Origin of the sequence: Anaerotignum sp. MB30-C6 (assembly GCF_030908465.1) — a bacterium.
Taxonomy (GTDB): domain Bacteria; phylum Bacillota; class Clostridia; order Lachnospirales; family Anaerotignaceae; genus Chakrabartyella.
The window spans coordinates 341,930-363,055 of the sequence record NZ_CP133078.1 but is presented as its reverse complement, the minus strand read 5'-3'; the positions used below and the strand labels follow the sequence as shown (position 1 = coordinate 363,055).

Sequence of the window (21,126 nt, the reverse complement as noted above, 5' to 3'; positions counted from 1 at the left end):
CTATTTCTCTCCAAAAGGGAGTAAATAGGAGCTTGCATTTTTATGTGCTATTGTATTACAAAGAACAATTAGTCGAACAACTGAGAAATAGAGCTGCCTTCGTGAATGCACTTAATTGCATTCGCAAAAATATCGCCAACGGATACGGAAACAATCTTACTGATTTTCTTTTCTTCAGGTAAATCGATGGTATCAAGAACCAATAACTCATTAATGGCAGAGTCTTGGATACGTTTGATCGCAGGGCCACTTAATACAGCATGGGTACAACAAGCATCTACTTCAATTGCGCCTCTTTCCTTCAACGCATTTGCTGCATTGGTAATTGTACCAGCAGTGTCGATCATATCGTCAACCAAAATTACTTTTTTACCTTTTACATCACCGATAATATTCATAATTTCACTAACATTTGCCTTTGGTCTACGCTTATCAATAATTGCAAGAGGAATATTTAATCCTTCTGCAAATTTTCTAGTTCTTGATACGCTACCTAAGTCAGGGGAAACAGCAACGAAATTTTCCAACTCATCACCGTATTTATTGATATAAAAACTTGTCAGCAAAGGACTTCCCACTAAATTGTCTACAGGGATATCAAAAAAACCTTGAATCTGTGCACAATGCAAATCCATTGTTAGTACACGGTTTGCACCTGCTGTTGTTAAAATATTTGCTACCAATTTTGCACTGATGGGATCTCTTGCTCTTGCTTTACGGTCCTGTCTTGCGTAGCCATAATAAGGCATTACAGCCGTAATTCTGCCTGCAGAAGCGCGCTTCATTGCATCAATCATAATCAGCAATTCCATCAAGCTATCATTTACAGGTGAAGAGGTAGACTGAATGATGTAAACATCCGCGCCACGAATTGTTTCATTTATTTTTACGGAAATTTCACCATCGCTAAATTTTTCAACTTCTGCACTACCCAGTGTCATACCCATTTTTTCTGCGATATCCTGTGCCAAAGCACGATTGGAATTACACGCAAAAATCTTGATGTTGCCGCCACTAGAATTAATCATTTCAATATCCCCCTAATAATCTTTTGCATTTTATGATATAAGGCTAAATTAAGCCCCCCTTTATATGTTACACCGTTCCCAAAGCAATTTCAACTGTATTTCGACGTATTTGTCCATTTTTATGATTCTGTTTCCATTTTCTTCTTTTTCCAGCCTTCAATGACTTGTTGTCTCGCTCTTGCAACGGCAAGCACATCTTCTGGTACATCCCTTGTGATGGTGGAACCTGCAGCGACATAAGCACCTGCTTTTACCCGAACAGGAGCAACCAAATTTACATTACAGCCTACAAAAACATTGTCTTCCACAATAGTACGATGTTTTTTCTTTCCATCGTAATTTACCATTATGCTACCGCATCCAAAATTTACTTTTTCTCCGGCGTCGGTGTCACCGATATACGCCAGGTGGGGAATCTTCGTACCATTGCCTATATTTGAATTCTTTACTTCAACAAAATCACCAACTTTTACATTATCCCCAATCTTACAGTTGGGGCGAATGTAAGCAAAGGGTCCTACCGTAGTGTTGTTTCCAATTGTAGACTCCAAAGCTGTGGAACTTTGAAACGTCGCCCCGTCCCCCAAACGCATATCCGTCAAATGAGAGTTCGGGCCGATTTTACAATCCTCGCCGATTTCTGTATATCCTTCTAAAACGCATCCAGGTAAGATTACCGTGTCCATACCGATTTTTACATCTGCACCAATATAGGTATTTTCCGGATCGACCAATGTAACACCGTTTTCCATGTGACCATGGTTAATACGGGTTTTCATAATTTTTGTAGCCTCTGCCAATTGTACCCGTGAGTTTACACCAAAAAACTCCTTGTCATCCTCGGCAACAACGGCACCAACTTTTCCGCCAGCATTTAATATTAATGCTAAGCAGTCTGGCAGGTAGTATTCCCCTTGGACGTTGTGGTTATCCAATTTGCCCAAGGAAGTTTTTAAAGCAACACCTTTAAAAATATATATGCCTGTATTAATTTCTTTTACAAGGCGTTCTTCAGCCGTTGCATCCTTATGCTCTACGATTTTTATAAAATTCCCCTTTGCATCACGAATAATACGCCCATATCCTTCAGGATTTTCAACATTCGCAGAAATAACAGTGGCACCAAAATCCTCCTGGCGGTGCTTTTCCACCAATTTTTCAAGGGTATCCCCTTGAATCAAAGGTGTATCCCCGTAAAGGATTAGAATATCCTTATCTTCTTCAATAAAGTCCCCCGCCATCATCACCGCATGGCCTGTTCCTTTTTGTTCCTTTTGTAAAGCAAAGGAAACACCATCTTTTTTAATGGAAGCCTTTACCTCATCTGCTTTATGCCCAACAACGACACAAACCTCCTCTGCGCCACAACCCTTTGCAGTATCTATAACATAATCAATCATTGTTTTATTCAATACTTCATGCAGCACCTTGGGCATTTTTGATTTCATGCGGGTGCCTTCTCCTGCCGCTAAAATAACGGCCTTCAAGTTTTTCATGTTGTTCTCCTTTCTCACGGCTTTCAACTAAAACCGAACACAACTTTGGATATTTTCTCATTTTTGACATAAAAATTCAATATACGCTTTTACTAAAAAACTGCTCTATTTCCCAAAAAAGTAGTAAAATATCATTGGAATAGGGTAAAGAAAAGCAGGCGAATCCCAGCCTCGCCTGCTTCTTCCAATTATAATCTTGTCCCTTTTTTTAAGATAGCCAAGTCATGAATGGATTTTCCAATGATTTGTTGTCCATCAGAAAGCACAACCTCTTTATCCAAGATGGCATTTTCAACCACGCAATCTTTACCGATTCTGCAGCCCTCCATGAGGATAGAGTTTTTTACAACAGAACCTTCTCCCGTGTAAACCTTACGGAATATGATGGAATGCTCCACCTTGCCGTTAAAAATAGTACCACTACCAACAAGGGAGTCTCTTACATCTGCGTCTTTATTATATTTTGCAGGAGGCTCATCCTTTGCCTTTGTTTCGATATAGGGATACTCGTTAATAAAGGCATCCCTCACCTCTTTCTTCAAGAAATCCATATTAACGTTGTAGTAGGCACTTACCCCTGTGCTTAAGGTATTCCAATACCCTTTAAATTCATAACCGTAAATTTTTAACTCTTTTCGTTTTGCAATCAAAATATCCTTTACAAAGTCAAATCCCCCTTGGGGTATGATTTCGTTTAATATATCAATCAAAAGAGTTCTGGAAATAACGTATATTCCAAGAGAAGCCTCATTTGTTTTGGGATGTTCTGGTTTTTCTTCAAATTCCAGCAAACGCCCTCCCTCATCCATCTCCATGATACCGAAATTATTTAAATCATCTCGATACATCCTTTGGTAAGCAATGGTAATATCTGCACCTTTTTCCTCATGTCTTTCAACCAACTTGTGATAGTCCATTTTATAAATAGAATCCCCACTGGTAATGACCACATACTCCTCGTTACTTCTCAAAAGATAGGTCATGTTTTGATAGATGGAATCGGCTGTTCCTCGAAACCAGTTGGAATCGGTGCTGCTTGTAAAAGGGGTGAAAACGAATAAACCCCCATGCTTTCTACCGAAATCCCACCACTTTGAGGACGTCAAATGATCCCGCAAAGAACGAGAATTATACTGGGTCAGCACCGCTACCTTCCCAATACCGCTGTTTGACATATTACTTAACGTGAAATCAATGGCACGATAGCTGCTGCCTACAGGCAAAGCAGCTGCCGCTCTATGGTCGGTAAGTACACCGAGTCGTCCCTCATTGTTACCGCCTGCTAATATGATACCAATGGCTTTCATACTCATTTCCCCTCCCGAACAACAGATTTACCACTATCCAATTTACCTCCTACATAATCTTCTTCTTTTGTATATCCATAGATTACGCAGTTTTTTCCAATTTTGATGCCTTCAGGCACCTTGGTATGACTACCAATTACAGTAATACCCGTGTTATAGATGTTGGGCTTTGTTTCATTGGGCAAGTTATCGCCAAAACCCATATGCACCCCAGAGCCAACTTCACAGTTTTCATCTACAATGCAGCGTTCCAATAGGGCATTTTCTCCGATTACAGTTTTACCCATAATAATAGAATCTCTGATAACCGCACCCTTTCCAACAATCACCTCTGAACCTAAAACAGAGTGATAAACTTCACCGTAAATTTCACTGCCGTCCGTCACTAAAGATTCTTTCACAACTGCCCCAGGTGCCGTGTAAGTTGGTGGCTGATGGTGAGAGTTGGTATAAATCTTCCAGAAATCTTCATACAAGTTAAACGCTGGCAAGGCCTTTACCAACTCCATATTGGACTCCCAATAAGACTCAATGGTACCCACATCCTTCCAGTATCCTCTAAAGCGATAGGCAAACATTGTTTGCCCTTCATCCAACATTTTCGGAATGATGTGCATACCGAAATCGCTGTCGGGGTGTACCTCTCTATCCTCAACCAAAGCCTCTCTCAATCGGCTCCATGTGAAAATATAAATACCCATGGAGGCTAAATTGCTTTTTGGCTTTTCTGGCTTTTCTTCAAACTCGTAAATTCTATCATCATCTTGCGTATTCATAATGCCAAAACGATTTGCCTCTTCAAAAGGAACTTCCAAAACGGCAATGGTAGCCGCTGCCTTTTTTTCTTTATGAAACGCCAACATTTTAGAATAGTCCATCTTGTAGATATGATCCCCAGATAAAATCAACACATATTCAGGATTATTGCTATCGATGTAGTCGATATTTTGATAAATTGCATTGGCAGTGCCCATAAACCATTCTCCCGAATCTCCGCCTTTTACGTGGGGGGTTAAAATAGTTACACCGCCATTTTTCCTATCTAAATCCCAAGGAATCCCAATTCCAATATGCTGATTTAGTCTTAGGGGCTGATACTGAGTCAATACACCCACTGTGTCTACTCCAGAATTGATACAGTTACTCAGTGGAAAATCAATAATTCTAAATTTCCCGCCATAGGCGACCGCTGGTTTTGCCACCTTGCGTGTCAAAACGCCCAAACGGCTTCCTTGCCCGCCGGCCAAAAGCATTGCGATCATTTCTTTCTTACGCATTTGTATCTACCCCCTGCCTTAATTTGTCCAACAAAACAAATATATATTAGAGATTTTGTTATTTTATACCATAATCCAGATAAAGTAGCTGAAACTTCGAAAGATCATTGGTAGCACTTCTCCTACCTTTGTGGTCTTATAACATATTTTGCACAAAGTATGGGTTATGTGGTGTTCATTAAATCTTTCGGTTATATGAAACTGCTGTTTCTGTTTTTCATTTCTAAAATGGAATGTAAAGGGCCTACGTTTCGCCTATCCCAGTGGTGGGAATTTACATAATTATACCATATATGTCTTGTAAAAAAAACAGGAATTCCTTCAGCCCTTATGAGGAATTTTTCTTTTCCTACTTAATTTCAAGGTTTTCGTAATTTTTAGGTTTATTTCAAATCTTTCTGTATAAAATTAAATATAGAATTCCATGTTAATCATTGCCTTTCCTATTTTAGTATACTATAATGGAAAGCAAAATTATGTTAGAGATCGATTACGATCCGTAAAATGATAGAGGCGGTAATATATGACTACTATTTTTAAAGATTCAGACCATATTTATTTTATTGGTATCGGTGGCATTAGTATGTCCGGCTTGGCCGAGATTCTGGCAAGCCGTGGTTTTAAAGTATCCGGCACCGATATTCGGGAAACACCCGTAACAAACCATCTGCAGTCCGTTGGCATCCATATTAATATTGGCCACAACGCAGAAAACATCACAGATGATATAACTCATGTGGTTTTTACAGCTGCAATTCACGATGGCAACCCCGAACTGGAAGTGGCAAAGGCAAAAAACCTGCACATTATGGACAGAGCCCAACTTTTGGGGGAAATTATGGGAGAGCATAGCAATTCTGTTGCTGTATCTGGTACTCACGGAAAAACAACAACCACCTCCATGGTCTCCGAAATTCTTTTGGCAGCGGAAAAAGACCCCACCATCACCGTGGGCGGCATACTCCCTACCATCGGAAGTAACTTGAAAATCGGGAAATCTCCCTATTTTGTTGCTGAAGCATGTGAATATTATAACAGCTTTTTACGTTTGAATCCTTTGGTTGGAGTTATCCTAAACGTGGAAAGTGACCACTTAGATTTTTTCGGTTCCTTAGAGAATATTTATCGTTCCTTCCACGACTTTGCAAAGCGTATTCCTGAAAACGGTGTTTTGGTTATCAACAAAGATATTGAATATTTATCCAAGATTTCGGAAGGTTTGCTTTGCAACGTTGAAACCTTTTCATTAACAGAAGATGATGCAACCTGGACAGTTAAAAATATCATTCATCATGATGACGGAAAAAATACCTTCGATGTGTACTATAATAATAAGATAAAGGCAACCATCGACCTTAACGTTCCCGGAGATCACAATATTTCCAATGCCTTAGCGGCAATTGCGTCTGCAAGCTTTTTAGGCATTTCCCCTGAAGATTGGGCAAAGGGCCTTGGTCATTTCAATGGAACAAATCGCCGTTTTCAACGAAAAGGTGAAAAGGATGGAATTCTCGTTATTGATGATTATGCACATCATCCAACAGAAATCAGAGCGACTTTAGCCGCAGCAAAGAAGGTAAAGCACAACACCACATGGTGTGTATTCCAGCCCCATACCTATTCTCGCACAAAGTTTTTGTTCGAAGAATTTGGGGACGCATTTTATGATGCCGATGAAATCATCATTGCCGATATTTATGCCGCTAGAGAGTCAGATGATGGTACAGTAAGTGCCGCTCAGCTGGCACAGCGTATTGAAAAAACAGGAAAATCTGCCCATTATGTTGGAAACTTTGATGAAATTTTGTCTTACTTACAAGACCACTGTCATCAGGGAGACCTTCTCCTTACCGTTGGCGCTGGGGATGTATATAAAATTGGCGAATTGTTTTTAGTATGATTAAAAAGGCTGTCGATATATATCGACAGCCTTTTATTGTGGGTAAGGATTTTCTCTATAAAACTCTCAAATCATAATAAATAATGAAAGAGAAAATCTCCTTAAAGCTATGGGGTCACATCATAAGCGTGAATAAATTTCCAGAAAAAATCTTTCTTTTATTGGTTTTCCAGAAGTTCCTTCAGCTCAACCAAACCATTTTTTAATGCCTCTGTTCGTTCCAAATCTTCTTCTTCTAAATAGGTAAACCAATTGATCCATTCATCTAAATAAGCCTCAATGTCTTGGGCAATTTCTTTCGCCAAAGCAAGAAAAGGTAACTCAAGTTTATAGACTTGTGTTTGATCCAGTTCATGAAGGATATAGGTATATTCCCCATGTGAGGTGATGATGCATTCACTGCCCTCCTCATCAAAGAAAAAAGAAAATGGTACTTTATTCTTTAAGGCAAAGATACACCCTTTTAAGCAATCCATAGGCACATCCGTAAGATAACTGGCCTGCCCCTCAAATTCACTGATGACTACATCCGTCCAACCATTCGATGGCTTGCTAAACATTGCAAAACCTCCTTTTTTTACCCTTTCGGATTCTCTATTTATGATAGGGCTCTTTCCGATTTATTTTCTCAGCCCTATAAATCTGCTCTAGTAAAATAACCCGCATCATTTGATGGGGAAAAGTCATGGGAGAAAAGCTTAAAGAAAAATCAGCCCGCTTCATAACCCCATCTGAAAGCCCTAGGGAGCCGCCAATGATAAACACTATGTGGCTAACACCTCGAACCGACTTTTCCGCCATAAAGTCCGCCAAAGCCTCAGAAGAAAGGCTTTTACCACCTATAGCTAAGGCTACTACAAAAGCATCTTCTTTCACTGCTTTTAAAATGCGTACGCCTTCTTTTTCACGCACTTCATTCTCCTGGGCAGGACTCATGGTTTCCGGTGCTTTCTCATCGGGCAATTCCACAATTTCCAGCTTCATATAACGACTTAGGCGTTTGCTGTATTCCCCAATCGCTCCTCGCCAGTATGCCTCCTTAAGCTTTCCAACACATACAATCGTGACTCTCATTTCCTCACCTATATTTCAACTTTTATTCCCGTATTATGACGATAAGCCATATCCATTTTAATATGCTTGCCAACTTTAATTCTATTCTTTTGCAAAATCTTCTCAACGGTATCAAAGGCCAAATGGGGCTCATTATTTTCTTGGCTTAAATGTCCCAAGAAAACATGCTTCATTTTTCCATCTACCACGTAAGACAGTAATTCCCCCGCAGACGTGTTGGAAAGATGACCCTTATCGCTTAAAATACGTTTTTTTAAGTGCCAAGGATAACTCCCTTTCTGTACCATTTCCTCATCATGGTTAGATTCCAACAAAAGAATTTCGCTTTCTGCGATACATTCCCTTATTTCTTCAGTAATATGCCCAATATCCGTAGCAAGGGTAACCTTTTTTTCCCCTGCAAATATATTATATCCCACAGGGTCTACGGCATCATGGGGAATGGAAAAAGGCTTTACACAAATATCATTAATAATACAATTTTCTCCAGGGTAAACAAACCGTTTGTTGGTAGGTAAAATTTTTCCCAAGGTATTCTCCATTGCCATCCATGTTTCATATGTAGCGTAAATTGGGACATTGAATCGCCTTGAGAAAATACCTGCACCCTTTATATGATCCAAATGCTCATGGGTAATAAATAATCCATCTATGTCTTTTCCCGTTAACTTAAGCTCAGCCAGACCTTCCTCAATTTTCTTGCCACTGACTCCCGCATCAATTAAAATGCGTGTATGTTTTGTGCCGATATAGGTGCTATTTCCACTGCTTCCGCTAACGAGGGTACAAAATTCCACTGCCAAAAAACTCCCCCCTTTTCTATTTTCTTGGCAAAGACTATGCGTAGTTTGTATTGCACAAATTTCTGACAACGCTTTGCCTTCCCTCCACCTGAATACGTGGAGGACTTCCTAAGCCCATAGACTATGCGTATTTTCCTAATACTTATAACCCATGGCGTTAACAATGCCTTCCTTAAATTATAGAAAGCAGGGTTACCCCTGCTTTGAAATTTTTACTCTGAAACACGCTGAATGTCTGCGCCTAATGCGTTGAACTTCTCCTCAACGTCTTCATAGCCTCTATCAATATAACGTACCCCTTCAATTTCTGTGGTTCCCTCTGCTGCCAATGCGGCTAAAATCATAGCTGCTCCCGCTCTTAGGTCGGTAGCCTCTACGCTAGCCCCCTGATAGTGAGGAATCCCTTCAATTGTGGCAATTCTTCCGTTAATATCGACACGGGCTCCGAGTTTACGTAACTCTTCGATATACTGATATCTGTTTTCCCATACATTCTCTGTAATCACGCTGGTACCTTTGCAAATACTCAAAAGTGCTGCCATTTGTGGCTGTAAATCCGTTGGGAAGCCGGGATAACTCATGGTCTTAACCGTAACACCACGCAATGGCTTATTTGCCATAACCCGAATAGAGTCGTCTCCTTCTTCCATCCTTACGTTCATTTCAACCAGCTTTGCAGTCAATGAATCCATATGCTTAGGAATAATGTTTTTAACCAAAACATCTCCGCCTGTAATTGCCGCCGCAATCATATAAGTACCTGCTTCAATCTGGTCAGGAATAATTGTATACTGTGCCCCTTCCAGCTTTTCTACGCCTTTAATACGAATAACATCCGTTCCAGCACCTTTAATATTGGCTCCCATCATATTCAGGTAGTTGGCAGTATCCACAACATGAGGCTCTTTTGCCGCATTTTCAATGGTCGTCACACCTTCTGCCAAGGTTGCCGCTAACATAATGTTAATGGTAGCACCAACACTAACTTGATCCATATAGATTGATGTTCCAACAAGCTTGTCCGCATACGCTCTTACCACGCCATCGGCCTCTTCTACTGTTGCCCCCAAGGCACGAAACCCCTTCAAGTGTAAATCAATGGGTCGTTTGCCAAAATTACAGCCACCAGGCATTGCTACCTCAGCCTTTTTATAACGTGCCAAAAGCGCTCCTAAGAAGTAATAGGAGGCCCTAATTCTCTGTACTTCTTCAAATGTAGCTCGGTAATCAAGCCCCTGTGAACAGTCAATTACTATCGTATGGTTATCTTTGGGTATACATTTGCCCCCCATCTTTTCAATGGTATGGCAAATACAGCTTACATCCTCAATATTGGGTAAGTTTTCTAAAACACTTTTACCACCTGCCATAATCGCTGCTGGTAGTACTGCCACCGCTGCGTTTTTCGCTCCGCTAATCGTAACTTCTCCCACAAGACGTTTTCTGCCTTTTACAAGCAATTTATCCATTAAACGTTCATCCTTCCAAAAAATTGCCAAAGGACACTCCCTTTGTATACGAAAGCCGGGCCTATCTTTCATTCTTTTGATCAACCAATGTTATTCTATTCGTTGTCGCCCTAACATTCGAATTATATCATGAAACAGCGGCTGTGGAAAGCCTTTTTTCCTCCTACCCCTAGAATTGGGGCTTTTTAAATAATTAATAAAAAGTCTTATTTTACACATATGAAAAAAGAGGGGTTATCCCCTCTTATCACGTTATCAGCTATTTTACATTCTTTTTGACAATTTGGCAAGTATAAGCATTTACCAAATAAGGCTGGCTTTCTTCCATCAAATAAATACGGTAGCAAGGCTCTAGATATAGGCCCGTTCCCGCCACTGCACTGCCTTGTTCCATCAGGTCATAACCCAGTTCAAGCTTTTGAATGGTGGCATCCTTTGCACCATCACGCTTTTTCCATTCCCGCATAAAAGTCAGTAACGCTTCATCGGTGAAGCAAATATCTTTTTTCTCCTGACTAACTCCCGTTATTTCACAATAGGTAAAGTCAATTCCATAAATCCCCAGGTCCGATACAAAAAAAGTGAAATTATTAGAAAAAATAGTTTCATTTCTATAGGTTGTGCAAAACTCAACCCTCCACCCATCTTCTCCTTTGGAAACATAGCTAAGCTGAAAGCTGCCGAAAATGTGTTTCATTTGCTCCATCTTATGCTCCGCTAGTTCTATGGCATCCTCTCGTCCAAGACTCGTCAAACCTTTTTCTATAGATTTGTCGGTAAAGGTCCCCCGATCCCCATCTAACGTCAGGGTTTTTGTATTGGTTTTGTATACCTTTTGGTTGCCTAAGGAAACTCTGGTCTTTTCTCCGTCAAAAATGGCAGTCTCCAATTCCTCCTTAACATAAGTGGGAACTTTCGCTTCAAACCGATCCATAGGCTCTGCACCAATTTTTAGGTCTGTATACATGGTGATGCCATTTTCAGATAACACTTCAAAAATGGCTTTCTCTTGCGCCGAAGTCATGGTGTTTTCCCGTCTTTGCCTTATATTTAAACCTGCCAATCCCACATTTAAGATAATTAGCAAGACGATCACAAATCGCTTCGCACCTGCCCACTCCATGACCTTCCTCCCTTCAATTTATGAAATGTTGTTCATCGCCGCTAAAGAGTCTGTATGGGTTTGTGTTACAAACAAATAGTCATACAAAGTAACAAACCATTTTAGCCCAATTTCCCCTGTCAGCTCTACATAGTAGCCTAGGGAAATGTTCTTTACATCCGAAATAACCTTTTCTTCAACCGTTGCCTGATAGGTTTTATTGGCATCGTCTAACGCATCGATAAATTGAACATTCAACTCCATATCCTGTTTGCCTGTAGACTCATAGTTCACCACATAACGGCGATATTTTTTCACCCTTTGATTTCGTACTGAAACTTCTATGGCATGCTTGCTTCCAATGCGGTCTTGCAACGCCACAGAAAGGTTCACAGGTAAATGATCTACAACATAATCGAAATAATAAATGGTTTCGTTGCTCTTTATTTCAATATCCGCCAAATATACATCCGTAGATAAGGATGTATCATTAGCCAAAAAGTTGCAGCTAATTTGATACCCCTCCAACAGGCTGGTATTGTTGGCGTCATTCCCATATGCTTCATAGCTGTAGTATTCCAAAACCCGCTCATCAAGGAAATACTTTACGACTGTCTGGTTATCACTAAAAATAAAGTCCCCACCATCATCTTTTGTACTCCAATCCACTGAAAAGTTTCGGAAAAAGCCTTTTACCGTATTTTCCATATCCACACGGCTCACTGCACCATCTCTTTCAAAGGCGGGAACTTGTCGCAAGCCGCTGTATTGATAGGGCAAGGTTGGCCACTGGGGTAAAAATAAATTTCGCCAAATAACCGATGCCCCTGTTTTCTGCCCCGTAGAGATGTAGGTCAAGGCGTTCTCATCCGTAATCAACTTCATATAAAAATCCGCTGCAGACTGACTTTTTTTTGTAGTATAACAGACACTTTCGTTGGTTTTGGAATTGACAAAGTACGCCTTACTTTCCTCCCCGGGGCGGCGGGAAGGAATAATTGCAATATAGTCAAAAGAATCAATTCGATCATTATTTTTAATTCGTTTATATTGGTTCAAATATTCGTCTGCAGATACCATAAAGTCATACTGCATGACAATACAGCGTTTCCCAACGATTTCTTTCCAGTCAGCATTAACAAATTCCACTTGATTCTCTTTTTCCGTTAGAATTTCATTTAAAACGCCATTCGCATCTTGTAAGAGAGAGCTTGTCCCCGTTTCATCAGGATAATATACAGAAAAAGTACCTTCTCCCTCACCTACGGCATAACGGGTCGCCAAAAGAACATTTCCATCTGCCTTACTGGTTAGGGACTTCCCTTCCGTCAGCATATGAAAAAAGTTATGGCTCGATGTTCCTTCAAGCCATAACTCTCCTGTTTGATAAACCGCAGCTATGACCAAAGCAACAATGACAAAATTCGTGATTTTGTATAATTTCATTTGATCCCACCGCTTTTTCTATAATTTTTATTTTATATTTTTTATTGAACCCGGCAAAGCAACCATGCTTTTTAGTTCGTCCTTTACTTTTAGAGGCTTTCTTTTTACTTCAAAATGATATATCGCCTCATCAAAATTTTGGCAGTTCACTGTTAACTCAATATAATTGGTTCCCAGTTCCAAAGGCAACGACATACTGAAAATCCCCAAAGACCCTACTTCTAAATCTTCGCTGTACTCTTCTTGCATATCCCCATCGCCATCCTTGCCACAAATCGTAACAGAAATCTGTGAGTAAGGCACAGCTTCACCATAAACCATACGAGAACTATCGAACGTAGCATCCTGACCATCTTCATCAAAAACCAGTCCGCTGGTAATTGAAATAGGCGCAGGATTTTCTATTTCACTAGCAAAGGCATAGACGGGTGAAAAAGAGAATAAAAGCAAAGCCAATAACATTGCAAATATTTTGTTTCTCCATTCCATTCCTGACACCTCCAATCTACTGTATCCATTATAATATAAGTATATCCTATTATACAACAGAAATATTACATTCATGTTACAATGGGCTTACAGTTTTATAACATCTTTTGATTCTGCAAAATAAGCGGTTTTGTTCTACAGAATTAGGCTGCTATACTTCTTGGATTTGAGGTTTCGGCGGCTCCTTAGGAAACCACATGGTCATAACGGTTCCTTTTCCATATTCACTTTCTGCCGTTAGCCTTCCACCGTGGCTTTCCATAATTTCTTTTGCAATGGCAAGGCCAAGGCCAGTCCCCCCCATGGCACGGCTTCTGGCTTTATCAACCCGATAGAAGCGCTCAAAAATGCGAGGTAAATCTTCTCTGGAAATCCCCATGCCTGTATCTTTTACAGAAATTTTAAAATAAGAGTCTTCCTCTGAAATATAGATTTTGATGACGGCCTGTTCCAAGCTATATTTCATTGCATTTGTAACAATATTATTCACAACTTGACCCACACGATCTCTATCTCCGTAAATCACTACATTTTCCGAATAGGGCTCAAAGCTCAGCACCTGTCGCTTCGCTTCGGCATGAATCTTGTTTTGCTTCACCGTTAAGAGTAGGAATTCGTTCATCTCAATTTGGGTAATATCCAGATGCACTTGCTTATTATCAAATCGGGACAACTGCAATAGGTCACGTACTAGGAATGCCATTCGGTCCGCCTCACCATCAATAATCCCCAAGAATTCCATAGCAATTTCCCGATCCTCTATGGCGCCATCCATTAAAGTTTCTGTATAGCTTTTTACTGTGGTTAGCGGCGTTCTTAACTCATGGGATACATTGGCCACGAACTCTTTACGCATATCATCCAATTTCTTCTGCTCTGTAATATCCTGCAATACAACGACCAAGCCTTCTATCTGTCCTGCCACGCTGTAGTATGGTGTAAAGTTTGCATTAATAAACTGCTTACCTACTGGGAAAGTTACCTTTTTAGATGGTTCATTGCCCATATCCAAGTATACAGCAGAATTAATATCATACTCTCGAATAAAGGTGGAGAAATCCATGTCAATCTTATCGACCTCCAGCATTTCCAGAGCAGCAGTATTGGCAAGCATCAACTCTCCATCTTTATTAAAAGAAATCACGCCATCACTCATGTTATGAAGCAAAATTTCCAAACGATTTTTCTCTTTAGATATTTCAGACATGTTTTTTGTTAACTCAGAAGCCATGTAATTAAAACTGCTGGTTAACTGCCCAATTTCATCGCTACTTCGTACTTTTAAACTTTGTTCAAAATTCCCCTCTGCCATATTTTTTGCACCCCTAGTCAGGGCTAAAATGGGTCCTGTCAGTGTTTGGGCAAAGACATAACCCATAATCACTGCCAAAAACAAAGAAATGGCCACAGCAATGATAATGATTTTTGTGGTCTGGTCTAAGCTGGCACGCATATCCCCAGCGTCCAATCGGGTGTAAATGATGTAGTTTACCTTATCATCCTCCCCTTTTATGGGTGTGGCATAACTCATCCATTCTTTCAATAAGGCAAAGGAGTCCGTGCTTTTTTTCCCCGAGGAAAAGGAAGACATCCCATACATAGCGGCAATGATGGCCTGATCATTATAAACTGGGTATGGCCCCTCCAATGTGGAGGTGGAGGCAATGGTGTCTCCATTTGCGTCCAAAATATTCCCATGAATACCCACAGCATCAGGACCCGTTCGAAGGAGATTCTCCTGAAAACGCTCCGCATCATTATCCTCGATGACCTGAATATTTATTTTATCTGCATATAATTCCAACTCTTTTCTGGATTTCTCGATCTCAATATTTCTAAGACTCAACAAAATATAGGAACCACTGACAATCATAACAATCAGCACAAGCCCAAGATACATAATGATTAATTTCCACTTAATACTTCTCAAAGGCTCCAACCTCGTCTTCCTTAACAATCAAAATAATAGCCAACGCCTCTTTTGGTTAAAATATACTCAGGCTTCCCTGGGTCATCCTCCAGCTTCTCACGCAAACGGCGAACTGTAACATCTACTGTACGCACATCGCCAAAATACTCATAGCCCCAAACCTTTTCCAACAAGGTTTCTCTAGAAAAAACCTGGCCTTTTTGTTGGGTAAGAAACTTCAAGAGTTCAAACTCACGCAAAGTCAATTCAAGGACATTTCCATCCTTACGAACCTCATAACGCTCTAAATTCACGCTTAGCCTGCCAAATTCAGAACCTTCACCATCTTCTGTTGCCTCCTCGTGAATAATCTGACGGCGTAAGTTAGCCTTTACCCTTGCCATAAGTTCTCTAACGCCAAAAGGCTTCGTAACATAGTCATCTGCACCCAATTCAAGGCCCAACACCTTATCTACCTCTTCGGCACGGGCTGTAAGCATAATAATAGGCGTATTTTTCTTTTCTCTAATTTTCTTACAAGCCTCATAACCGTCCATTTTTGGCATCATAATATCTAGCAGAATCAAATCAGGATTTTCTTCCATGGCTAATTTTACACCCTCAACCCCGTCAGGAGCTTTTAAAATTTGATAACCTTCTTTTTTCAAGTTGAACGCAATAATATCTACGATATTTTGTTCATCATCTACAATTAATATTTTCTTTTCCATTTTTTGCCCCCCAATAAATTAGGCTACAATGCACTTATTTTCTTCATTATACATAATATTTTTACAAAAGTACAGTTTTTGCATCTTTCTGTTTGATACAATTTTAACCTAAAAATTCAGAAAAAATAAAGGTATCTCTTTGCCTTCGCTCCTTTTTGCTATCCTTTATTCCTTTCCCTTTTTTGAAAAGTAGCCAAATACGTCATTTCAGACTAAAACCAGAGAAGTATCTTTAAGTAATATGGCTTTCTAACGCCCCCCCTTTATTAATTGAGGTCTAGATAAAAAATTCAATTTACCATGGCACTTCTTTCTTACGTATAAGTAACTCATCTAATTTTTTTGAAAAAAGAAAATAAGGCATAGATATAATCCATGCCTTATTTTTAAAGGTTTCCTTAAAAATCCCCATCATCTTCTTTCACTTGAAAAGCCGCTTGCTCTAAGGAGTGGGCTTTACTCAAGCTATTGGAACGTGCCGCCTCTAAGTTCTTATTGGCACCTGCAAGCATTAATTTAATGCGATTCAGCTGATTCACTTCACTTGCTCCGGGGTCATAGTCAATGGCGATAATATTAGACAAAGGATACTGCTTACGCAACTCCTTTATAACTCCTTTTCCCACAACATGGTTGGGCAGGCAACCAAAAGGCTGGGTACAAACAATATTTGCCACTCCACAATGGATTAGCTCCACCATCTCCGCCGTTAAGAACCAACCCTCACCAGTTTGATTACATAAAGACACAATCTTTTCTGCGAATTTACCCAGTTCTCTTATGTCTTCGGGGCAGTCAAAACGCTTACTCTTTTTTAATGCACTCAGCATAGGCTTTTGGTATAGCTCAATGACCTTGGCCACAGAATCAGCAATAAGTGTGCTTTTTCTAGAACCACCAAGGTGTTTTTCTTTTTGGGTTGCGTTATAACAAGAATATAGCCCAAAAGTAAGCAAATCCGGTACAACAGCCTCTGCTCCTTCTCGTTCCAAAAGATTAACCAAGTCGTTATTGGCCGTTGGGTGGAACTTAACCAGAATTTCACCAACAATACCTACCCTAGGTTTTTCCACATCAACCAATTCTAGTTCGTCGAATTCTCGTATAATTCCTCGAATATTTTCGGCGTAGGTGTAATAACTCCCCCTAGCCACATCCTTCTTAACCTTTTCGTTCCACTTTTCATATAGCGCATTGGCAGAGCCTTTTACTTTTTCATAAGGCCGTGTTCGGTATAATACCCGCATAAACACATCGCCATACACCAACGCTTGCAAAGCCTTATTTAATAGACCTAAGCTGATCTTAAACCCGGGATTTTTCTCAAGTCCCACTGGGTTTATAGAAATAACAGGAATGTTAGGCATACCTGCATTCACCAAAGCCTTACGTATAAAGGCTATGTAGTTGGTTGCTCTACATCCTCCGCCGGTTTGGGAAATTAACAGGGCCGTGCGATTCAAGTCATATTTCCCTGAAAACAAACCGTTCATCAACTGGCCGATGGTAATCAGTGCGGGATAACAAGCGTCGTTATTTACATATTTTAAGCCCGTATCAATGGCACTGCTATCCATGGCTTCCATCACCTCTAGGTTATAGCCACAAGCACGAACAGCAGGCTGTAAAATATTAAAATGAATGGGTGACATTTGAGGGCAAAGGATGGTGTAATGTTTTCTCATTTCCTTTGTGAACAATACTCTATGTAAGCTGGCGTCTCCCTGCTTTATGGAGACTCCCTTTTCCCTTCTATCTTCCAAAGCCGCAATTAAGGAACGAATACGAATACGAGCCGCACCAAGGTTGTTTACCTCATCGATTTTTAAAACTGTGTATATCTTACCCGAAGCATTTAAAATTGCTTTTACTTCGTCGGTGGTAACCGCATCCAAGCCGCACCCGAAGGAGTTCAACTGGATGTACTCCAAGTCTTCTTGGGTTGTCACAAATGCCGCTGATTCGTACAATCTTGAATGATAAGTCCATTGATCACGAACGACGGTAGGGCGTTTTGCCTTGCCCAGATGGGCAACGCTATCTTCCGTAAACACCGCAATATTATATCCGGCAATGAGTTCGGGAATACCGTGATTAATTTCAGGATCTACGTGATAAGGCCTGCCCCCTAAAACAATGCCCGTCATACCCTTTTCTTTGATATAACGTAGGGTTTCCTCTCCCTTTTCATGCATATCCCTTCGGAATTCAGACCATTCATTCCACCCACAATAAACTGCCTCTTTGATTTCTTTTTTGGTACAACCCAAAGGAACAAATTCCTCTGTCATTCGCTTAAAAACCGTTTCAATTTTATCCATGGCGATAAAAGGATTCATAAAAGAAATTCCTTTTTCCTGCAATTCCTCAACGTTGTTTTTAATATTTTCATTGTACGATGCCACAATGGGGCAGTTATAATTATTGTCCGCCGCTACACTATCTCGTCTTTCATACACAACGCCAGGGTAGAAAATCCGATCTACACCTTGTTCAATCAAATACATGATATGTCCATGAACCAACTTAGCAGGGTAGCATACAGATTCACTTGGTATGGATTCCATGCCTTTTTCAAATATTTCCTTCGAAGAATTGGGGGAAAGGACAACCCGATACCCAAGCTTTGTAAAGAATGTATACCAAAAAGGATAATCCTCCCACATATTTAAAACCCGAGGAATCCCAACTGTACCACGCTTGGCTTCTGCCACAGATAAAGGCTCATAATCAAATAGCCTGCGTAGTTTGTATTCATAAAGGTTCGGTGCAGGATTTTGGATTTTTTCCTTGCCCAGCCCTCTTTCACAACGATTTCCCGTAATAAAACGTCTTCCACCGCTAAATAAGTTAATTGTCAACAAACAATGATTTGTGCAACCTTGGCATCTTGCCATATTAGAACGAACTTCAAGGGCATTCATCTCATCTCTTGAAATTAATGTTGTTTGATAGCCAGTGGTGTATTTATCCCTTGCAATCAGCCCCGCACCAAAGGCCCCCATGATACCTGCAATATCAGGACGAACAGCCTGCTTACCACTGATCATCTCAAAACTCTTTAAAACTGCATCATTATAGAACGTTCCCCCTTGCACCACCATGGATTTCCCCATAGATGTGGGGTCGGCAATTTTTATTACCTTCAACAACGCATTTTTAATGACAGAGTACGCCAAGCCAGCAGAAATATCCGAAACATCCGCCCCTTCTTTTTGTGCCTGTTTCACACGGGAGTTCATAAATACGGTACAACGAGACCCTAAATCAATGGGGTGCTTTGCAAAAAGAGCTACTTTGGCAAAGTCCGCCACGTTATAATTCAATGAATTGGCAAAGGTTTCAATAAAGGAACCACAACCCGAAGAACATGCCTCGTTTAACAACACACTATCTATCACATTATCCTTAATGCGGATACACTTCATATCTTGACCGCCGATGTCTAAAATAAAGTCTACATCAGGGCGGAAAAACTGAGCTGCTTTATAATGGGCAACGGTTTCAATATAACCCAAGTCTACCATAAGGGCTTCTTTTAATAACCCCTCGCCATATCCAGTAACGCAAGAATTACGGATTACAACATCCTCGGGCATTATGTCGTACATTTCGTTCAAACTTTGGGTTACAACCTTCAGAGGATTCCCTTGGTTACCTGCATAAAATGAGTAAAGCAAGCTACCATCCTCGGCAACCAAAGCAACCTTTGTTGTGGTGGAGCCTGCGTCAATTCCTAAAAAAGCATCCCCATGATATGTACTTATGGCCCTTCTTTTCACTTTACTACTATCGTGTTGTTCTTTAAAAGCCTTATATTCCTTTTCGTTTTGGAATAAAGGATCCATACGCCCTACTTCCATCACTGCCTTTGTTTCCTCATTCAGTTTCTTCAAAATCGTAGTGAAGTTAAAGTTTTCCTCACCCTTGCAAGAAACCGCTGTACCATAGGCAGCAAACAAGTGGGAATTTTCAGGAATAATGGTGATTTCATCGGTCAACTTCAATGTTTCAATGAATCTCCCTCGAAGTTCTGAAAGAAAATGAAGAGGCCCACCTAAAAATGCAACATGCCCTCGAATGGGTTTCCCACAAGCAAGGCCTGCAATGGTCTGATTTACCACAGCTTGGAAAATAGACGCCGCCAAATCCTCACGCTTTGCCCCCTCATTGATCAGAGGCTGTATATCGGTTTTTGCAAAAACCCCACAACGAGAAGCAATAGGGTAGATTAGGGAATATTTCTTTGCCAGCTCATTTAAGCCCGTTGCATCTGTTTGCAGAAGACTTGCCATTTGATCAATAAAGGAGCCAGTACCCCCTGCACAAACGCCATTCATTCTTTGCTCAACACTTCCACCATCAAAGTAGATGATTTTCGCATCTTCTCCACCCAGCTCAATGGCAACATCCGTTAAAGGTGCCGCTGTTTCCAAAGCTTTTGCTGTAGCCACCACCTCTTGAATAAATTCCACACCAATGCTCTTTGCCAAAGAAACACCGCCGCTGCCTGTAACCATAACGGAAAAATAAGCATCGCCTAACTGTTCCTTTGCCTCTTGTATGATGCTCGTGACTGTTTTTTTGATTTCTGAAAAGTGCCTACGGTAACATTGGAATACCATTTCCAACTTTTTGTTTACCAAAACAACCTTAACCGTTGTAGAACCAATGTCCACACCCATTTTGTATATATGATTGAAACCTTCTTCAAGATACCTCATCTGACATACCTCCTCAATATACTTCTGCTATCAATCTTTTCAATGATATACTTCCATATATCTCCTCTCTATATCTCTCTATATATAAACCTTGTTTTGGTCATTCGGTACAAATTTATTTCCACAATGAAATGCACACCCTTTGTTTACATAACCCAATTCACTTCCTTGGGTTACACTTTCGGGTTCATCCATTTTTAAATATACCTATATTTATTAAAAAAGGGGTCGTCCGACCCTAAATTTATTGTATTAATTTTTGACCATACTTACTCTCATTATATGCCCAAACCTATGGAAAGGCTGCTAAAATCCTGTTAAGGTTTTACCCCCTATTGCTTATGCTTGGGTTTTTCTATAAAAAAAAGGCT

The 21,126-nt window shown here is 40.3% G+C and carries 14 protein-coding genes and 2 pseudogenes; 1 reads left to right on the top strand and 15 read right to left on the bottom strand.

What is annotated here, in order from left to right:
• Positions 1 to 68: 68 nt before the first annotated feature.
• The 4 genes from RBQ60_RS01735 to RBQ60_RS01720 all read right to left on the bottom strand — a co-directional run bounded on the left by RBQ60_RS01735 (position 69) and on the right by RBQ60_RS01720 (position 5,108).
• Positions 69 to 1,028: a ribose-phosphate diphosphokinase gene (locus RBQ60_RS01735; protein ID WP_307884883.1), complete on the bottom strand. Its 960-nt coding sequence runs from the start codon at positions 1,026 to 1,028 to the stop codon at positions 69 to 71.
• A 119-nt stretch (positions 1,029 to 1,147) separates the two neighbouring features.
• Positions 1,148 to 2,524, bottom strand: coding sequence for a bifunctional UDP-N-acetylglucosamine diphosphorylase/glucosamine-1-phosphate N-acetyltransferase GlmU (gene glmU / locus RBQ60_RS01730; protein ID WP_307884882.1), 1,377 nt, complete (start codon positions 2,522 to 2,524; stop codon positions 1,148 to 1,150).
• A gap of 188 nt (positions 2,525 to 2,712) precedes the next feature.
• Complete coding sequence (gene glgD, locus RBQ60_RS01725; protein WP_307884881.1) at positions 2,713 to 3,837, bottom strand: glucose-1-phosphate adenylyltransferase subunit GlgD; 1,125 nt, start codon at positions 3,835 to 3,837, stop codon at positions 2,713 to 2,715.
• Positions 3,834 to 5,108, bottom strand: a complete 1,275-nt coding sequence (locus RBQ60_RS01720; protein ID WP_307884880.1) for a glucose-1-phosphate adenylyltransferase — start codon at positions 5,106 to 5,108, stop codon at positions 3,834 to 3,836. The genes glgD and RBQ60_RS01720 overlap by 4 nt, the downstream gene beginning before the upstream one ends.
• 523 nt (positions 5,109 to 5,631) lie before the next feature.
• On the opposite strand from RBQ60_RS01720, the gene murC reads away from it, so the two are divergent.
• Positions 5,632 to 7,008, top strand: a complete 1,377-nt coding sequence (murC, locus tag RBQ60_RS01715; RefSeq protein ID WP_307884879.1) for a UDP-N-acetylmuramate--L-alanine ligase — start codon at positions 5,632 to 5,634, stop codon at positions 7,006 to 7,008.
• Between the two features lie 158 nt (positions 7,009 to 7,166).
• Here murC and RBQ60_RS01710 read toward each other — a convergent pair whose 3' ends face one another.
• The 11 genes and pseudogenes from RBQ60_RS01710 to RBQ60_RS01665 all read right to left on the bottom strand — a co-directional run bounded on the left by RBQ60_RS01710 (position 7,167) and on the right by RBQ60_RS01665 (position 20,755).
• The gene (locus RBQ60_RS01710; protein ID WP_307884878.1) at positions 7,167 to 7,568 is read right to left on the bottom strand and encodes a hypothetical protein; all 402 of its coding nucleotides are present in this window, start codon (positions 7,566 to 7,568) and stop codon (positions 7,167 to 7,169) included.
• A gap of 34 nt (positions 7,569 to 7,602) precedes the next feature.
• On the bottom strand, positions 7,603 to 8,082 hold the full coding sequence (gene rlmH, locus RBQ60_RS01705) for a 23S rRNA (pseudouridine(1915)-N(3))-methyltransferase RlmH (RefSeq protein ID WP_307884877.1): 480 nt from the start codon (positions 8,080 to 8,082) through the stop codon (positions 7,603 to 7,605).
• Positions 8,083 to 8,090: 8 nt separating this feature from the next.
• Complete coding sequence (locus RBQ60_RS01700) at positions 8,091 to 8,879, bottom strand: MBL fold metallo-hydrolase (RefSeq protein ID WP_307885962.1); 789 nt, start codon at positions 8,877 to 8,879, stop codon at positions 8,091 to 8,093.
• Between the two features lie 218 nt (positions 8,880 to 9,097).
• Entirely contained in the window at positions 9,098 to 10,354 is a 1,257-nt protein-coding gene (locus RBQ60_RS01695) for a UDP-N-acetylglucosamine 1-carboxyvinyltransferase (protein ID WP_307884876.1), read from the bottom strand.
• Positions 10,355 to 10,613: 259 nt separating this feature from the next.
• Positions 10,614 to 11,477, bottom strand: a complete 864-nt coding sequence (locus RBQ60_RS01690) for a hypothetical protein (protein ID WP_307884875.1) — start codon at positions 11,475 to 11,477, stop codon at positions 10,614 to 10,616.
• An 18-nt stretch (positions 11,478 to 11,495) separates the two neighbouring features.
• Complete coding sequence (locus tag RBQ60_RS01685) at positions 11,496 to 12,902, bottom strand: hypothetical protein (protein WP_307884874.1); 1,407 nt, start codon at positions 12,900 to 12,902, stop codon at positions 11,496 to 11,498.
• Positions 12,903 to 12,929: 27 nt separating this feature from the next.
• The gene (locus tag RBQ60_RS01680) at positions 12,930 to 13,391 is read right to left on the bottom strand and encodes a hypothetical protein (protein WP_307884873.1); all 462 of its coding nucleotides are present in this window, start codon (positions 13,389 to 13,391) and stop codon (positions 12,930 to 12,932) included.
• A gap of 151 nt (positions 13,392 to 13,542) precedes the next feature.
• A pseudogene (locus RBQ60_RS15490) lies at positions 13,543 to 13,848 on the bottom strand (sensor histidine kinase); the annotation flags it as partial.
• Positions 13,849 to 14,106: 258 nt separating this feature from the next.
• Positions 14,107 to 14,703, bottom strand: a pseudogene (locus tag RBQ60_RS15485) (histidine kinase dimerization/phospho-acceptor domain-containing protein); the annotation flags it as partial.
• 638 nt (positions 14,704 to 15,341) lie between these two features.
• The gene (locus RBQ60_RS01670; protein ID WP_307884871.1) at positions 15,342 to 16,031 is read right to left on the bottom strand and encodes a response regulator; all 690 of its coding nucleotides are present in this window, start codon (positions 16,029 to 16,031) and stop codon (positions 15,342 to 15,344) included.
• 398 nt (positions 16,032 to 16,429) lie between these two features.
• Complete coding sequence (locus RBQ60_RS01665; protein WP_307884870.1) at positions 16,430 to 20,755, bottom strand: 2-hydroxyacyl-CoA dehydratase; 4,326 nt, start codon at positions 20,753 to 20,755, stop codon at positions 16,430 to 16,432.
• Positions 20,756 to 21,126 lie beyond the last annotated feature (371 nt).

Bases quoted from the DNA above. Each gene is read 5' to 3' on its own strand.
- RBQ60_RS01735 (WP_307884883.1), bottom strand. From the start codon at position 1,028: ATGATTAATTCTAGTGGCGGCAACATCAAGATTTTTGCGTGTAATTCC.
- glmU (WP_307884882.1), bottom strand. From the start codon at position 2,524: ATGAAAAACTTGAAGGCCGTTATTTTAGCGGCAGGAGAAGGCACCCGC.
- glgD (WP_307884881.1), bottom strand. From the start codon at position 3,837: ATGAGTATGAAAGCCATTGGTATCATATTAGCAGGCGGTAACAATGAG.
- RBQ60_RS01720 (WP_307884880.1), bottom strand. From the start codon at position 5,108: ATGCGTAAGAAAGAAATGATCGCAATGCTTTTGGCCGGCGGGCAAGGA.
- murC (WP_307884879.1), top strand. From the start codon at position 5,632: ATGACTACTATTTTTAAAGATTCAGACCATATTTATTTTATTGGTATC.
- RBQ60_RS01710 (WP_307884878.1), bottom strand. From the start codon at position 7,568: ATGTTTAGCAAGCCATCGAATGGTTGGACGGATGTAGTCATCAGTGAA.
- rlmH (WP_307884877.1), bottom strand. From the start codon at position 8,082: ATGAGAGTCACGATTGTATGTGTTGGAAAGCTTAAGGAGGCATACTGG.
- RBQ60_RS01695 (WP_307884876.1), bottom strand. From the start codon at position 10,354: ATGGATAAATTGCTTGTAAAAGGCAGAAAACGTCTTGTGGGAGAAGTT.
- RBQ60_RS01690 (WP_307884875.1), bottom strand. From the start codon at position 11,477: ATGGAGTGGGCAGGTGCGAAGCGATTTGTGATCGTCTTGCTAATTATC.
- RBQ60_RS01685 (WP_307884874.1), bottom strand. From the start codon at position 12,902: ATGAAATTATACAAAATCACGAATTTTGTCATTGTTGCTTTGGTCATA.
- RBQ60_RS01680 (WP_307884873.1), bottom strand. From the start codon at position 13,391: ATGGAATGGAGAAACAAAATATTTGCAATGTTATTGGCTTTGCTTTTA.
- RBQ60_RS01670 (WP_307884871.1), bottom strand. From the start codon at position 16,031: ATGGAAAAGAAAATATTAATTGTAGATGATGAACAAAATATCGTAGAT.
- RBQ60_RS01665 (WP_307884870.1), bottom strand. From the start codon at position 20,755: ATGAGGTATCTTGAAGAAGGTTTCAATCATATATACAAAATGGGTGTG.